The sequence below is a fragment of the Rhizobium sp. YJ-22 genome (assembly GCF_029601685.1).
Lineage (GTDB): Bacteria > Pseudomonadota > Alphaproteobacteria > Rhizobiales > Rhizobiaceae > Metarhizobium.
Genome location: NZ_JARRIR010000021.1, coordinates 14,702 through 27,709 on the forward strand (window position 1 = coordinate 14,702; position 13,008 = coordinate 27,709).

Below are 13,008 nucleotides of genomic sequence, written 5' to 3' on the forward strand. Positions count from 1 at the left end.
TTTATGAGCCGGCGGCCTTGTCGACCTCGAAGCGCGGCACTTCGATCGTGGTGTTGGTGATGCCGTCCGTCAGGTTGATGACCACCTTGTCGCCGACGAGCTGATAATCCAGCAGCATGTTGTCGATGGAGAACGTGCCCTGCACGGAATCGGACCCGAAGATATCCTGGGTGATCTTCGAAGCGATCGCCGACAGGATGCGGGATTTCAGGCCTTCCGCGAAGGTGCCCACCAGATCCTGGCTGGAGGACAGCTTGTCCTCTTTCTTCTCTTTCACCAGTTTCTGGTTTTCCAGCATGCCGAGATAATAGTTGGAAGCCAGCGGATTGCCGCCGAAACCGGGATTCTGGAATCCGAACTTCAGTTCGGATGCCTGCGCGGCCGTATAGACACCAAGGCCGGCGATGCTTGCGGCGATCAGCTTGAAAGACGGGCGCATCACCAGATTCCTTTCTTGGTTGCATCTTCGATGATATTGGCCAGCGCCAGGTTGATCGCCCTGTTGAGCGCGAAAACGCCGGGTTCGTTGACGGCGACGCCGGCCTCGCCTTCCAGAACCGCATGCAGCGTCACATAGCCCGCGCCGCCGATCTGCGAGCGTTTCGAGAAGATGGACTTGCTGACCGTCGAGGTCGAGAGAATGCGGCTGGTGCGCGTATCGACCAGCCGCAGGCTGATGGTCACCATGTCGCGCCGCACCTCGTCCTGGGCGCGCACGTTCAGAAGCCCGATCCCCGCGCCGCCTGTCTCGACATTCGAGGTGTAGTCGACGATGCTGCCGGTAATGATATAGTTGGCGGTGTTGACATAGGGCAGCGCCGCCGGCGCGGAGGCCGCCGTGAACGCTTCCTCGCGGGGCGCCTGCTCCTTCAGCCGTGCCAGATCCCGCTGGGCGGCTTCGAAGCGATCCTTGGCCTTGGAAAGGGCCGTATCGTATTTTGCGATCGAGGCATCGGCCTCGGAGCCGAACAGGCGCTGTTCGGCGGTGATCTGCTGCAGGCGGGCATTGTCACCCTTCTGCTGCGCTTCCTCTATCGCGCGGTTGAGGGTCGCCATCTTGCCCTTGGCGGCAGAGACCGCCGTCGTGCGCGCCATGTCGTTGCGGCGATAATCGTCCTCCAGAAGATCGACCTCGCGCTGCTTGGCCCGCAGCGCCTGCTCGAACCTGTCCTGTTGGGCATCCTGACGGGCGCTGAAGCGGCGCTGCTGCGCATCGAGGTAGGAGCGCTCCACCAATGTCCGCTCGTTGAGGACGCGCTCGACGAAGCGCCGCTCGACGACATCGAACCAATGTCCCTTGCCGGCATCGGTCAAGGCCTGGATGACCAGGGCTTCCGCCCCTTGCGTCACGGCGCGGGAGTAATCGGCATAATTCTCGTTCGGCCGGTTCTTCCCTGTCTGGTCCGGTATCTCGTAAACCGCGACGCGAATGGGCTTCTTGCGCGCCGGCAGGCCTTCCAGATATTTCAGGCGATCGGCATCGCGCGTTCCTGCCGTCAGCGTCTCGGCATAATATTTCTTGGCAGCCGTGGATGTTTCCGCGGTCATGTCTTTGTTCTGTGTCGCGCAACTTGCCAGTAATAAAGCCGATAGCGCGAATAAAACCGGTTTTTCAAGCATGGCATCCTCGGAAACTCTTTAGTTAACCCTTGGTAGCCAAACATGGTTAATAAATCCTTTTTGGTTGCTTTGGCGTAAACTATTAACAGCGCATGGAAATGTCGGAAGCCGGACCAGAAATGCATCGAAAATTCTCAATGATTTCAATAGCACAGCCCTCGAGATGCGCCCGAATTTCACCCATTTGGGGGAGACGAAAAGGTTAATTTCGCCACCTGCAGGGCCGGCGCCGCCGCAGGAAAAATTATCACGGTCGCACCATTTTTTGATTTCCCATCGATGCTGCGCCGCCTCCAGGCGATCCCGTTTCGCGGGATGTGCTTCGGCTTTACTCCTGCGCGGTCGCGTTGAAAGGAGAGAACTTGAGAATAAGATCGGCTTGCCGAGTGACCCCTGTCTTTGCGAACACGCTTTTCAGGTGGGTGCGGATCGTTTGGGTGCTCACGCCTTGCCTTTCGGCGATGGCCTGCACCGTCAAGCCCGACAGAAGCGCTTCGGTAACCCGCGCCTCGGCCTCCGTCACATCGTAGAGCTTGCGAACGATTGTCCTGAAGGGAAGGCCTGGAAAATTCAAAGGCACGATCGCTGCGATAGCGTCGGCCGCAGTGAAGATATCGCGTGCCTGGCGTTGAACAGGAATGATGTGAACCACAAACGGCGCGGCCTGGCCCAGAACCGGGATGGACCGCGGCGCGTGATCGAAATCCAATGTCGACAGGGCCTGCCGAAGGAGTATCCTGGCGCCGTCGTCCAGAATGTCGAGCCTGTCGAATGCTCCGATGGTGACCTTCGGTGTCACCGAGGTGAATCGGTCATTCACCAGCCTGACTTTTCCATGGCGGTCGATGGCCGCTGCGGCAATGCTGAGCTGCTCGAAACTTGCGAGAACGCCTCTGATCCTCTCGATGCCGAACTGAGTTGCGAGCATGGCGGCGCGGGCCAGATGGGGACGCAATGCATTGAGGAAGCCGCGGACCTCTTCCGAGATGGGTCCCCTGTCGTAGAGTTGATCGATGGAAAAAACCGCAACGTCGTCATTGGCGCCGGTGACATGGGTCGCCGTGCTCCAGCCCAGACCACGCGGCCGTAGAAAGTCCGTATAAATGGGATGATTGGCAATCTCATCCTCGCTGCAGACATCATGATCCGTCACAAAACCGATCGGCGCCATCGATATGACCCGTTGAGCACGGATGTTTTGCGCAGCCCATCCCTCTTCCATCATCACGTTCAGATGCTGTTCGCAGGTCTTCGACGCGACCATCAAGGGGCCGTGTTCGCTCAGCGAGAAGAATGCGCCGCCATGACAGCCGGTGTGATTGGCTATTTCTTCGATGACCGCTGACCAAAGCTCCGGCAGAACGGCAGCCTCATAAATCTGATCGATGATTGAGCGTTGATGAGACATGAAGGGTGTCCGCAGTTTTCATTGCCTCGCGTTGTTGCGACAGGTGGGATGCGGCGCCTTCGCCTTTTGAAGCGTTGATCGCATCACTTGGCATTGCCTTGTGCTGGGAATGGTGCGGAGAGACCCAGCAGAAGCGCGATCAATTCACCCTGCCGCCTGGTGCCCGTCTTGAACATGACCCGTTTGAGATGGGATCTGACCGTTTCGACGGTGCATTTGTTCAATTCCGCCAACTGCTCTACCGATTTCCCGGATGTTATGCCCCGTGCAATTCGAACCTCGGCGGGTGTCATGTCGAACAAGCCGGCGAGGACGCGCATGTCTGGTGGCCCGACTGTCCCCACTTCGGTGAAAACGAGTATGGCGAGGCCGCGCGCAAAGATGTCAAGCGCGGCCCGTCGCACGGGTAGCAGATGCAGGATCAGTGGCGGTGCCGTGCCGTCTGAAACCATGGGAATCGACTGCACACTTCCTTCAGCGCCTTTCTGCATCCTCGCCAGCGCATCGCTTACCAAATCTCGGGATGCTTGATTGTCGAGATACAGGCGGTCCCGCGCGGTGGTTTGCACCCTTGGAGAGAGCCTCTGGAACTCCGGGTTGGCGGCGAGCACTTGCTGCGTGGCGTCGATGGCAACGGCCGGAAGCCCGAGGAGGGAAAGAGTCGTTGTCGCAGTCTTGGCCTCGCTGAATGCAAGACGGGAGGCCAGATAGATCGAACGGGCCAGGTCGGGCTTGATCGCGTTGAGATGGGCAAGCTCGTCGTTCGAGTAGTGATCCATACCCTGGCGCCGGAGCAGATCGACCATGAAAATGTGGCCGGTCGGCTCCTGAAATACACATCCCGCCGACCAGTGCATGCCGATCGGCTTGATGAATTCGTTGAGGACCATGTCGGCCGCGAGTTCCTCCTCGGTCATGAAGTCGCGTTCCCGGGCGAAAGTGAATGGAAATTGCTCCAGGGCGCGGGCAGGGCGGATGTTTTCCAGGCGGCGCGGATCGGTGGAGAAGCGCTCGATATCGTCACGGACATTCGGCGTGCAGACGAAGCGATGCGTTCCGAGATGATCAATCGCAAAGATGGTGGCGGTTGCGGCGCCGACTTCAGAAGCGAATGCCTCACATGCCTTAGGCCAGAATTCCGGAATGATCGCCGCTTCATAGAAGAGATCGGCAACTGGCATGTCATTGCTGGAAATCCTCATGGCCCCTCTTGAGAACTCAATGAATATGGCGCGGCGCACTTTGGACGGTGCGTGCTCGTGCCGCATAGTCCTCCAATGGACTGCTCCGCTATGGGATTTCCTGGAAGATTTACATCCAGTGACCGATAATGCAACTCATCGGCTATCACCAAACTGGACCAGATGTGCAGTTTGACGACGGTTTGATGGTGAAATCGCGCATGGGCTCATGCCGAAGCTTCATACCACTGCTGCTGCGAGACACCCACGAGGGTTGCGCCGTGGATGGCGAAGATGCCGTCCTGGGTTGCGAGGTATTCGATGTTGGTCGCCGTCGTGGTGTTGCCGAGGTAGTTGAAGATCAGCTCCGCGCCGTTTGCCACGAACTGGATGGCCGAGAGAGCGCTGTCGATGATCAGCGTATCGATGCCGTTGCCGCCGTCGACGGTGTCGTGGCCCTTGCCGGCGATGAAGAGGTCGTTGCCATTGCCGCCGATGAGGATGTCGTTGCCGTCGGCGCCGTTAATCTGAGGGATGACCTTGATCAGGGCCGAACGGTCGATGCCGAGGAAGGAAAGCTCGTTGCCGATCGTTCCGCCGGCCAGGATGTCGTTGCCGTCGCCGCCTTCGATCCGGTCGTCGCCGGCGCCGCCGATCAGGAAATTGTCGCCGGCATTGCCCTTGATGAGATCGTTGCCGCTGCCGCCGACGGCATTTTCGATCAGCGAGCGGGTGTCGCCTTCGTAAAGCAGCGACATGGCGACATTGCCGGGAGCGGAATGGCCGGCGCCGAGATTGGCGAGCTGGCTGTTGCCGAAATCGATCCAGCCGCCGGGCGCGAGGTCGATCTTCAGGTTGCTGGTATAGGCGGAGAGGTCGATGGTGTCGCGGCCGCCGCCGTCCCAGATGGTTTCGAACACCTTGTTGCCGCCGGGCGCGCCCTGGCCGATGCCGTTGATGATCTTCTCGCCGGTCGTCGCGTTCCAGGAATAGACGGTGTCGTCGCCGCGCGTCGCATAATTGGCGCCGTAGAGGCTCTGGATCGCGGCGATGTCGCGCACCATCGGGCTCTGGGCATAGTCCCAGGTGCCGTTGGTGTAGCCTGTGTGGCCGTCGCCGGCATAGGAGGAATAGCTCATCACGGAATAGGCCATGGCGTCGACGGCGCTCGTGGAAACGTCGGCGCCGAAATAGGCCGGGTTTCCGGAGGCGAGTTCGGCGGCGCCGGCATGGACGGTGGCGGCCTGCGCGCCTTCATGAACCGGCGCGCCGTGTACGGCGCCGCCGCAGCAGGGGCAGAGCGCCTGGTCGGCGCCGCTGTCGGCGACGAAATTTCCGCCGCCGGCGCCGAAGACGCTTTGATGGGGGTGGCCGAGGCCAAGCGCATGGCCGAGCTCGTGAATGAAGGTCAGCTTGGCGTAATTGCCGTCGGTGGGATTGCTGTAATAGCCCTTGGCGGTGCCGAACCAGACGTCGCCGGCCTCGGCGCTGCTGCCGGGGGTATAGGCCCAGGCGGTCGTGGGGGCGGAGGAGGAGGCGATGCGCAGGTCGGCGTCGGCGCCGGTGGTTTCGACGATCTTCAGATTGATGAGTTCGCCCCAGGAGGCCAGCGCGTCGCGCACGGCGGACATCTGGGAGGCGGAAAGCGGCTGGTAGCCCTTGGCCGCCTCGCCGATACCGTAAGCGGAGCCGTATTGCGTGCTGGAGGCGGTGAAACCGAAGGTGACGGCGCCGTCGCCCCAGCGCGCCGATGCCAGCAGGCTGTCGATGAGGGTCGATCCGGTCGCGCTGTTCGAAATGATGCTTGCCATGTCCCTGCCTGTCCCTTTTTTGTTTGTAAAAGGGACAGTACAGGATAAAATTTGATATATATTTCAATGAATTAGAGCAATTTTACGGATTGCGGCAAAGCTTTGTTAACCGGCAGCCCAAGCCCGGCCGCCCGGGAAAAGATTGAACGTTTTCGCAAGGAAAACCGTGTCAATCCCCCATTTGGGTCAGATTTCGTATTAGGGGTTGTGCGTTAACCAACTGTTAATATTAGTAATTGATTAATACCTTTGGATGGTTTTTACTCCTCCCAAACCCGCATGACGCGAGTGAAAGGAGAGGATGACATGGCAACTATTCAGGGAATTTACGTCGCGCTTTTCGGCCGTCCGGCCGATCCCGGCGGGTTGGCGTATTGGAACGGCGTCACCAATAACGGTTCGGATCTGTCGAAGCTCATCGGCCAGCTGACGGCCTCGCAGGAATATCTCGACCGTTTCAAGGGCAAGACCAATGCCGAGATCGTCACGACGATCTACCAGTCGCTGTTCGGCCGCGCGCCGGATGCGACCGGTCTCGATTTCTTCACCAAGGGGCTGGCCAACGGCACGCTGAAGCTCGAAACGCTGGCGATCAACATTCTCGACGGCGCGCAGGGCTCCGACAAGTCGATCATCGACAACAAGACGGCCGCCGCCGACCTGTTCACCAAGAGCCTGGATACCCAGTCGGAAATCGACGCCTACAAGGGCAATGGCGCCGCCGATCTCGGCCGGGCCTTCCTCACCAAGGTCACGGACGACAAGACCACCATTCCGAGCCAGACGGATGTCGACAAGGCCGTTGCCGGCGTGGTGACGCCTTCCGGCGGTCAGGGGCCGAGCGAAGGTGGTGGTGGCGGAGGCGGTGATAGTTCGACGCCTGCTCCTTCTGTCGCATCCTATGACAGCGCAACGAAGATCCTAGCAATTGCCGCCAACGCCAGCGCGGCAGTGGCTGTTTCCGGAAACAGCCTTCAGATAAGTGCCAATGGTTTCAGCGGCACCTCTGCGACGGGCGTTGAGAAGATCGTCATCGGCAGTGGCTCCGTTCTTCACACAGCGGCGTCCGCATTGAGCGGGATTACAAACGTTTCCGGCACGGGCACGCTTGACGTGACGGGTGTCACCTTGACCAAGACTGCACCGGGAGGCGTGTTCGAGCCGAACCCTTCACTTGACGCCATCTATGGCCTGACCACTGCCAAATTCAGCGTCAACGGCAACGAGGCGGATACGATCAAGGCGATCTGGGATGTGCTCGATGACCGCTATGGCGTTCAGGGGTACAACAACAACGATACCAACAAGGCCTTCGTCGAACTGGGCATGCGGTATGTGAATTACCTTGAGAGCGGCGGAACGCCCTTCAGCGATTTCACGGTCAAAGCTTTGAACGACCGCAGCCAGAGTATGCATGACAACCTGCTCGGCAATCTCAACAAGGTTTCGATCGAGAGCCGCAATTTCCCCACGGACGTCAAGGATGCGTTGCTTGCCCTGGTCCCCGATGCTTATGAAACGCGGCCGGTTTATGACGGCAACAAGGGGTCTGTCGGCGGGGCTGAACATGACGGCGTGCGTGCCTTCGACTATGCAAGGCACTGGAGCCGGCCGGATTATATCGACCAGAATGCGAAAGCGTCCGTCGATGCCTCCGCTTCCACCAATGGAAAGCTCTACGTCGGTGGCGGCAACTCAGCCAATAATTTCAACGTCGTCCGTCATGAAGGCGAAGGGATCGAGCTTGCGCTCAAGGCAAAGGTGCGAGGCGGCGCCGATTATCAGCCGACGGATCCGAACGGCAAAGGCACGATTGCATATGATCATGTGAATGCAGGGTATCAGACTGTTACCTGGGGCGATAAGAAGGCCGCAGACTGGTCGTTCGATTTTTCCGTTGCGACAGGCCTGAACACCCAGAATGCCAGCAAGACGCTTGGGGACTACAAGTTCAAGCTTTCCATTGACGTCGATCCTTCCTCCGGCACCAGCAAATGGGTTGTCCTGGATCTCAAGGACAATGGCGGCGGCTCCACACCCTGGGTGCTGTCGAACGGAACGGTGGTCATCAATGACGATGACGGTTTGAATGTGAAACTTTCGCAGAACAGCGTGAACATCGGTTTCAAGGCGATTCTCGACCAGATCGATACCGACCCGGTCGCTGCTGGCGTTCAGCCGTATAACTTTAACGGCGGCAACTTCGATATCAAGCTGGAAGCATTCGATACGAATAACAACCTGCTCGCGGAAAACCATATCCGAGTCAATGTCGATCCCCTTTCTCCTATAGTTTGAAGATCGAAACCTACTGATAATGAAATGTAGGCGGCGCCTTGAGCGCCGCCTTTTTTGGCGGCTTCTGCAGATGGCCCAAACCTGCGCAATCAAAACAAAACGCATAAAAAAACCCCCAGCCGAAGCCGGGGGTTCTTCCTTTCCGAGAGGAAAGATTAAGCGAGGATGAAGTCGCCCTTGTCGAGGTTGGCAACACCAACCAGATCGAGCTTGATAACCAAGTCTGTAGCGGCGTTGAAGTTGCCGTCCTTGTTGACGTCAACGTACAGCAGCTTGTCAGTGTCGTTGAATGCGAGACGGTTCGTGGTATCGAAGAAACCAGCAACGTCAGCAGTCGGGGTGGTGGTGATCGTCTTGATGGTCGTGTCAGCACCGAGAGCAAATGCCTTCAGGTCGATCTTGTCAACGGAGGTCGAGGACGTACCAGCGGCAAAGCCCTTGATTACGTCGATCGCGCCAACTACCGATACGCCGGCCTTATTGTAAACAACCGTGTCGTTACCCGCGCCGAGAGTAATCACGTCAGCCTTAGCCGAACCGGTAATCGTTTCGCCATTGCCGGTAGCGGTGTATGTGAAGGTACCAGTGAATGCCGATGCATCAACCGTCTTAAGGACAGCGTTTCCAGCATCGTTCAGGACAGCGATGTCCTTGTCGCCAGTGATAACGAGCTTCTGAAGCTGAGCATCCTTAACGGTCAGAGAGCTTGCTGCGCCCGTGGAGTTCAGGGTCAGGTTTTCGATACCAGCAACGTTAAGGGTAGCAACGCCGTTAACAACGGAGTTAACGTTGTTAACGCTGACAGTTGCGCTGTCGTTACCACCGGTAACAGCAGCAAAGTTTACGTTCAAGTCAGCGTGATCGGTCGGGGCAGCGCCGGCGAGAACAACAACATCCTTGAACGAAACAGTAACCGACTTGTCGATATTGTTAGCGTTGAGCGACGCACCCTGATTGATGCCGGCAGCAGTAGCGGCAGCCGTCAGGTTTACGGACGACAGGTTGAGCTGCTGAATGCCAACAGAGGCGGCAGAGTCAAACGTATAGCTCTGACCAGCAGCGCCTGCACCAGCCGTAAGCGTAACACCAGCGCCAACACCCGGGCCAACCAGGTTCACAACTTCAACGCTCTTAAGGATCGGGTTAACCGAACCGTTAGCAACAAAAACAGCGTTAAGCGTATCGGTACCAGCCCCACCATCAATCGAGTCGGCCGAAGCAAAGTCAGCAGCCGCCAGAGCGCGGATGGTGTCGTTACCAGCGGTCGTCTTGAATGCGGAGTTTGCCTGATCCGGGGATACGAAATCAGCCACGTTGGTAAGCGTGAGCGTTACACCCGTCGTGCCCGTGCCGCCACCGTTAGAAGCGGTGACCATAGCAGCAACAGCCGTGTCAACAGCAGCAGCCGTCGGGACAGTGTCCTTGACGGTCGACAGGAAGGTGCGGCCCTGAGCGGCAGCAGCGTTGCCCGAGTAGGCTACGATTTCCGGACCGGTGTCCAGAGCCTTCGTGTAGAGGTCAGCAGCGGCAACCTTGTTGGTGACAACCGTCTTGTCCGAACCCTGGGCGCCATCGAGAATCGCGATTGCGATGTTCTTGATGTTGAGCGTGCCGTTGTTCAGGGCGTTGACGAAGAAGGTCAGGCCAGCAGCTTCGGCGTCGCGGCCGAACAGCGACTGGTAGATCGAGTTGACGATCTGCGTGTTGTTCTGGCCGGCGAAGCGGTCCTTGTATTCCTGGGTCGAAGCCAGATCGCCGATACCGTTGAGGTCAGCACCGTTCTTGGTGACGCTGTTGAAGTAAGCGAGGCCCGTCGGGTCAGCCGGACGGCCGAACAGGGCGACGTATACGCCTTGAATGGTAGCCATTGTGAAAATTCCTCTCGATTGGAACGACCAGATGTGTCGGTCGGGGAGGATAGCTATACCCGGATCCGGCGAAGGTCAAGAACCAGCTTTACGGAAAGTGATGTTTTTTCGTCAAACCGCACGCATTTGGTGCGTTCTCCCCTGTTTGGGGGATGCGGAAGGACGGAAAATCTCGTTGAAATGGCGGGGATTAGGCGGAAAACGCGTTTGTGATGTCATTTTTTTGCCACAGCTCTTTACACCGTAAAGCATTTACTTCTATATAGCGACAACTCAACACGGCCCGACGATCCACCGCCGCAGGGGCCGAATCACGTAAGATTATTGGGGTAAGAGCAATGCTGTCCGCAGCGAACACCAGCCCGAACAAGGACGATATCGCCGCCCTGCGCCGTGAGGCCGGTCTATGGGTTCGCGGCAAGCGGGAGGCCGCCGGCCTCAGCCAGCGCGACCTCGCCAACAGGGTGGGGCTGGAGCATTACACCTTCATCTCCCAGATCGAGGCCGGCCGCGGCCGCGTGCCGCCGGATCGCTATGAATCCTATGCTCTTGCCCTCGGAATCGAGCCGCGCGACTTCGCGATGACGATGCTGAAGTTCCATGAGCCGCATACCTATCGCCTCCTGTTCCCGCAGACAGCTAGCGCCGCCGCGCCCGCCGACAAGGGCGAGGAGAAGAGCTTCATCGCCAATCTCGCCGCCCGCCTCGCCCGGCTGGAATCCAAGCTCGGCAACGAGTGACGCGCCGCCTGCGTCGCAAGGCCGCAACGGTTTCGGGATATATGGAGAGCGCCTGCCGGGTTTCCTGGCGGGCGTCGACGTGTGCAAGCATTGCGTTTGTGGCAAACTTCGCTATGAGAAGAAGAAATTAGCCACCTCTTAACATATGTTTGCCCAATTTTAAGAAGATGGGCAATCTGCAGGACGTTCTGGGAATGCGGGCATTCGTCGAGCGTTAATCGGAAGCGAAAGACGGCTTTATGAAAATCAATCCATTCCAGCAGGCATTGACCACATACCGGACGATCATCGTCGCGACGATAACGTTCAGCGTGGCGATCAACATCCTGATGTTCGTCAGTCCGCTCTACATGCTTCAGGTTTACGATCGCGTGCTGCACAGCCGCAGCGAAATGACCCTGATGATGCTGACGCTGATCGCGCTGGCCATGCTCGGCATCTACGGCCTGCTCGAATGGATCCGTTCGCGCGTCCTCGTGCGCGCCGGCATGCGCTTCGACGAGATGATCGCCAAGAACGTCTTCAGCCGCGTCATCACCTCGTCGCTGAAGTCGCCGCAGTCGCGCTCCGAATTCGCGCTGATGGATATCGACCGGCTGCGCGAATTCCTGACCGGCTCCGGCCTGATCGCGCTTTGCGACCTGCCGTGGATGCCGATCTTCATCGCCGTCTGCTTCTTCTTCCATCCGCTCATCGGCTGGATTTCGGTCGGTGGCGCCGTCATCATCTTCCTGCTGGCGATCGCCAACGAATTCGCCACCAAGAAGCACCTGTCGCAGGCGACCACCTTCGGCCAGCAGGCGATCCACTTCTCCAACTCCACCCTGCAGAACGTCGAGGTCATCCGCGCGCTCGGCATGGAAGGCAGCCTGCGCGAGCGCTGGGACGAGATGCATCGCAAGATGCTGGAAAGCCAGGCGCTGGCCAGCGACCGTTCGGGCGCACTGCTGTCGCTCTCCAAGTTCGTGCGCATGGGCCTGCAGACCATCATCCTCGGCGCCGGCGCCTATCTCGCCCTCGAAGCCCAGATCTCGCCAGGTTCCATCATCGCCGCCTCGATCATGATGGGCCGCGCCCTGCAGCCGGTCGACCAGGTCGTCGGCCAGTGGAAGCAGTTCATCGGCGCCCGCCAGGCCTATGCCCGCCTCAACAAGATCTTCATCGACATGCCGGAGGAAGACGACCGGCTGAAGCTGCCCACCCCGAAGAGCAGCCTGGCCGTCGAGCAGGTCGCCGTCGTCGCTCCCGGCGGCAAGGCTCCCCTCATCCAGGGCGTCAACTTCGAGGTTCGGCCCGGTGAGGCGCTCGCCATCGTCGGTCCGAGCGGCGCCGGCAAATCCAGTCTGGTGCGCGCCCTCGTCGGCGTCTGGCCGACCGCGGCCGGCTCCATCCGTCTCGACGGCTCGGAGTTGCAGCACTGGGATGCCGACGAACTCGGCAAGCATCTTGGTTACCTGCCGCAATCCGTAGAGCTGTTCGCCGGCACGATCGCGGAAAACATTTCCCGCTTCCGCGACGATGCGACGCCGGAAAAGATCATCGAGGCCGCCAAGCTCGCCCGCGTGCATGAAATGATCCAGAACATGCCGGACGGTTACGACACCCAGATCGGTGTCGGCGGCCGTTCCCTCTCCGGCGGCCAGCGCCAGCGTGTCGGCCTTGCCCGCGCGCTGTATGAAAATCCGGCCGTGATCGTTCTCGACGAACCCAATGCCAACCTCGACAGCGACGGCGAAGAAGCCCTCAACCAGGTCATCGCCGAGTTGAAGGCAAAGGAAAAATGCGTCCTCTTCGTCAGCCACAAGATGAGCCTCGTCGTCGTCTCGGACAAGACGCTGGTCGTGGCGGGCGGTAGAATGCAGGGCTTCGGCCCGACCCGCGATCTCTTGCAGCCCAAGCCGGCCGTCACCACGATCGCCCCGCAAGGGGAAGCCGCGGATTACAACCAGAACCGCAGCGCCACCATTTAAGGCGGCGGCGAGAGAACCGGACAGGAAAGACGCGGCCTCGAAACTTTTTACAAGTTTTGGCCGCTCTTGCGTTTGAACGGGCAGACCAGCGTCAGAAAAGCCGTTTGCCTCG

9 protein-coding genes are annotated in these 13,008 nt (G+C 59.1%); 3 read left to right on the forward strand and 6 right to left on the reverse strand.

All coding sequences use genetic code 11. The annotated features are described in order from the left end of the window. Position 1: 1 nt before the first annotated feature. The 5 genes from P7F60_RS27820 to P7F60_RS27840 form a co-directional block, all read right to left on the reverse strand. Complete coding sequence (locus P7F60_RS27820) at positions 2 to 439, reverse strand: curli assembly protein CsgF (protein WP_277920853.1); 438 nt, start codon at positions 437 to 439, stop codon at positions 2 to 4. Beyond that, entirely contained in the window at positions 439 to 1,548 is a 1,110-nt protein-coding gene (locus tag P7F60_RS27825; RefSeq protein WP_277920854.1) for a CsgG/HfaB family protein, read from the reverse strand. The genes P7F60_RS27820 and P7F60_RS27825 overlap by 1 nt, the downstream gene beginning before the upstream one ends. A 400-nt stretch (positions 1,549 to 1,948) precedes the next feature. Then, complete coding sequence (locus tag P7F60_RS27830) at positions 1,949 to 3,028, reverse strand: helix-turn-helix transcriptional regulator (protein WP_277920855.1); 1,080 nt, start codon at positions 3,026 to 3,028, stop codon at positions 1,949 to 1,951. Positions 3,029 to 3,111: 83 nt separating this feature from the next. Then, a complete protein-coding gene (locus P7F60_RS27835; protein WP_277920856.1) occupies positions 3,112 to 4,230 on the reverse strand; it encodes a helix-turn-helix transcriptional regulator in 1,119 nt (372 codons plus the stop codon). 206 nt (positions 4,231 to 4,436) lie between these two features. Continuing rightward, positions 4,437 to 6,020 carry a M10 family metallopeptidase gene (locus P7F60_RS27840; protein ID WP_277920857.1) on the reverse strand — a complete coding sequence of 528 codons (1,584 nt, stop codon included), beginning with the start codon at positions 6,018 to 6,020 and terminating at the stop codon, positions 4,437 to 4,439. Between the two features lie 306 nt (positions 6,021 to 6,326). On the opposite strand from P7F60_RS27840, the gene P7F60_RS27845 reads away from it, so the two are divergent. Beyond that, the gene (locus tag P7F60_RS27845; RefSeq protein WP_277920858.1) at positions 6,327 to 8,318 is read left to right on the forward strand and encodes a DUF4214 domain-containing protein; all 1,992 of its coding nucleotides are present in this window, start codon (positions 6,327 to 6,329) and stop codon (positions 8,316 to 8,318) included. Positions 8,319 to 8,473: 155 nt separating this feature from the next. Here the strand turns inward: P7F60_RS27845 and P7F60_RS27850 are convergent, their stop codons facing one another. Next, on the reverse strand, positions 8,474 to 10,186 hold the full coding sequence (locus P7F60_RS27850) for a DUF4214 domain-containing protein (protein ID WP_277920859.1): 1,713 nt from the start codon (positions 10,184 to 10,186) through the stop codon (positions 8,474 to 8,476). Positions 10,187 to 10,524: 338 nt separating this feature from the next. Here P7F60_RS27850 and P7F60_RS27855 point away from each other — a divergent pair, with 338 nt between their 5' ends. Next, positions 10,525 to 10,926, forward strand: a complete 402-nt coding sequence (locus tag P7F60_RS27855; RefSeq protein ID WP_347276903.1) for a helix-turn-helix transcriptional regulator — start codon at positions 10,525 to 10,527, stop codon at positions 10,924 to 10,926. A 239-nt stretch (positions 10,927 to 11,165) separates the two neighbouring features. After that, positions 11,166 to 12,896 carry a type I secretion system permease/ATPase gene (locus P7F60_RS27860; protein WP_277920860.1) on the forward strand — a complete coding sequence of 577 codons (1,731 nt, stop codon included), beginning with the start codon at positions 11,166 to 11,168 and terminating at the stop codon, positions 12,894 to 12,896. Positions 12,897 to 13,008: the final 112 nt, after the last annotated feature.

What these genes read in the sequence shown, in the direction of transcription:
- P7F60_RS27840 (WP_277920857.1), bottom strand. Translation starts at nt 6,020, where the DNA reads ATGGCAAGCATCATTTCGAACAGCGCGACCGGATCGACCCTCATCGAC.
- P7F60_RS27850 (WP_277920859.1), bottom strand. Translation starts at nt 10,186, where the DNA reads ATGGCTACCATTCAAGGCGTATACGTCGCCCTGTTCGGCCGTCCGGCT.
- P7F60_RS27855 (WP_347276903.1), top strand. Translation starts at nt 10,525, where the DNA reads ATGCTGTCCGCAGCGAACACCAGCCCGAACAAGGACGATATCGCCGCC.
- P7F60_RS27820 (WP_277920853.1), bottom strand. Translation starts at nt 439, where the DNA reads ATGCGCCCGTCTTTCAAGCTGATCGCCGCAAGCATCGCCGGCCTTGGT.
- P7F60_RS27830 (WP_277920855.1), bottom strand. Translation starts at nt 3,028, where the DNA reads ATGTCTCATCAACGCTCAATCATCGATCAGATTTATGAGGCTGCCGTT.
- P7F60_RS27860 (WP_277920860.1), top strand. Translation starts at nt 11,166, where the DNA reads ATGAAAATCAATCCATTCCAGCAGGCATTGACCACATACCGGACGATC.
- P7F60_RS27845 (WP_277920858.1), top strand. Translation starts at nt 6,327, where the DNA reads ATGGCAACTATTCAGGGAATTTACGTCGCGCTTTTCGGCCGTCCGGCC.
- P7F60_RS27825 (WP_277920854.1), bottom strand. Translation starts at nt 1,548, where the DNA reads ATGACCGCGGAAACATCCACGGCTGCCAAGAAATATTATGCCGAGACG.
- P7F60_RS27835 (WP_277920856.1), bottom strand. Translation starts at nt 4,230, where the DNA reads ATGAGGATTTCCAGCAATGACATGCCAGTTGCCGATCTCTTCTATGAA.